Below are 2,364 nucleotides of genomic sequence, written 5' to 3'. Positions count from 1 at the left end.
CGGGCCCGCCCCAGTCGCCGGCGGGAACTCCTCGAGGGCGGCGAGTTCGCGCTCGTCGAACGTGCGGGCCCGCGACAGGAACCGCTTCCCGGTCGGGTTCTCGAGACTGAACCCCGAGCCCCTGCCCGGGACCGCGTCCAGCACCAGTTGCGTGTGCTTCCAGGTGTCGAACTGTGGGCCCGAGATCCAGACGCGCACCCGGGTCGACGACGACGACGAGTTCAGGCGCGCCTCGTCGTCGTCGCCCGCCGGTACGTCCCGGGCGCCCGGCGCCAGGTCCACCTCCCCCACGAGGACATCCCGCTGACCCACGCGGAACTCCCCGTCCGGGTAGCACATGGGCGCCGAACCGTCGCAGCACCCGCCGGACTGGTGGAACATCACCGGCCCGTGGCGCTCGACCAGCTCGCGGATCAGCTGCGCGGCCGGCTCGGTGACCACGACGCGCGCCGGCAGCGCGGCCGGCGCCCCCTCGGGCGGGAGGGCCCGTGCCGCGATGCGCACGCTCCCGCCCGAGGGCAATCCGCAGACGTCGTCCATGGCCGGTCTCCTCTCGGAAGAAGCGCTCGATCAGAAGAAGCCCTGCGGCTTGCCCGAGTAGCCCACGAGCAGGCACTTGGTCTGCTGGTAGTGGTCGAGCATCATCCGGTGGTTCTCGCGCCCGATGCCCGACTGCTTGTACCCGCCGAACGCCGCGTGGGCCGGGTACTGGTGATAGGTGTTGGTCCACACCCGGCCGGCCTGGATGGTGCGGCCGGCCCGGTAGGCGATGGTGCCGTTGCGCGACCACACACCGGCGCCGAGACCGTAGAGGGTGTCGTTGGCGATCATCATGGCGTCGTCGAAATCGGTGAACGAGCTCAGGGAGAGCACCGGGCCGAAGATCTCCTCCTGGAACAGGCGCATCTTGTTGTGGCCGCGGAAGACCGTCGGCTCCACGTAGAAGCCGCCGGCGAGATCGCCGTCGAGCTCAGCGCGACCACCACCGGTGAGGAGCTCGGCGCCCTCCTGCTTGCCGATGTCGATGTAGGACAGGATCTTCTCGAGCTGGTCGGTCGAGGCCTGGGCGCCCATCATCGTCTCGATGTCGAGCGGATTTCCGGTCTTGATCTGCCTGACCCGGTCGATCGCGAGGTCGGTGAAGTCATCGATGATCGACTTCTGCACCAGCGCACGCGAGGGGCAGGTGCATATCTCCCCCTGGTTGAGGCCGAACATCGCGAAGCCCTCGAGCGCGGACTGAAGGAAGTCGTCATCGGCATCCATGACGTCCTCGAAGAAGATGTTCGGGCTCTTGCCGCCGAGTTCGAGGGTCACCGGGATGAGGTTCTCGGACGCGTACTGCATGATCAACCGGCCCGTGGTGGTCTCGCCGGTGAAGGCCACCTTACGGATGCGCGGGTTGGACGCGAGCGGCTTACCGGCCTCGGTGCCGAAGCCGTTGACCACGTTGATCACGCCCGGCGGCAGCAGGTCGCCGATGATCGACATCAGGAACAGGATCGATGCCGGGGTCTGCTCCGCCGGCTTGAGCACCACGCAGTTACCGGCGGCCAGGGCCGGGGCCAGCTTCCAGACCGCCATGAGGATCGGAAAGTTCCACGGGATGATCTGGCCGACCACGCCGAGCGGCTCCTGGAAGTGGTAGGCGACGGTATCCCCGTTGATCTCGGAGATGCCGCCCTCCTGGGCGCGGATCGCGCCGGCGAAGTAGCGGAAGTGGTCGATCGCCAGCGGGATGTCGGCCGCCAGACACTCGCGGATCGCCTTGCCGTTGTCCCACGACTCGGCGAGCGCGATCTTCTCGAGGTTCTCCTCCATGCGATCGGCGATCCGGAGCAGCACCAGCGACCGCTCCGTGGCGGAGCTCGCACCCCACGCCGGCGCAGCGGCCCAGGCCGCGTCCAGCGCGGCCTCGATGTCCTCGGCCGTCCCGCGGCCCACCTCGCAGAACACCTGGCCGGTGATGGGGGTGACGTTCTCGAAGTACTCGCCCTTGACCGGCGCGACCCACTCGCCACCGATGTAGTGGTCGTAGCGGCTCTCGTAGGACATCACCGCGTCGGCGGAACCGGGCTGGGAGTAGACGGTCATGTCTGGCACCTCTCGTCTGCGCGCGCCGACCCCTGCGGTCGGCGACTGTGATGCAGAACACTATCGACGGGAGGGTTGCACGGACGTTGCACGCCGCGCGGCGAGGCAGGGGCGGCGAGGGAGGGACCGGGGGCGACGACGACGAGGCGCTCAGGCCCCCAGCCGGTCGTCCAACACCCGATGCACGGAGCGGGCCGAGGACCGCGCCGCCGGGGAGAGGTCGGGCAGCGACCCCAGGGTCCGCCAGGCGTCGGGGTCCTCGCGCCCGGG

Annotated in this window: 2 protein-coding genes; both read right to left on the bottom strand. The window is 69.3% G+C overall.

Annotated features, from left to right (window positions below; all coding sequences use genetic code 11):
- A partial coding sequence (locus HMPREF3086_RS13760; RefSeq protein ID WP_070722427.1) for a DUF779 domain-containing protein occupies window positions 1–540 on the bottom strand: 540 nt, incomplete at its 3' end.
- Window positions 541–570: 30 nt separating this feature from the next.
- Complete coding sequence (locus tag HMPREF3086_RS13755) at window positions 571–2,094, bottom strand: acetaldehyde dehydrogenase ExaC (RefSeq protein ID WP_070722425.1); 1,524 nt, start codon at window positions 2,092–2,094, stop codon at window positions 571–573.
- Window positions 2,095–2,364: the final 270 nt, after the last annotated feature.

The organism is Dietzia sp. HMSC21D01 (assembly GCF_001815995.1).
Lineage (GTDB): Bacteria > Actinomycetota > Actinomycetes > Mycobacteriales > Mycobacteriaceae > Dietzia > Dietzia cinnamea.
Note: the sequence above shows the minus strand (reverse complement) of the source record. Positions and strands in the feature narration are given on the sequence as shown.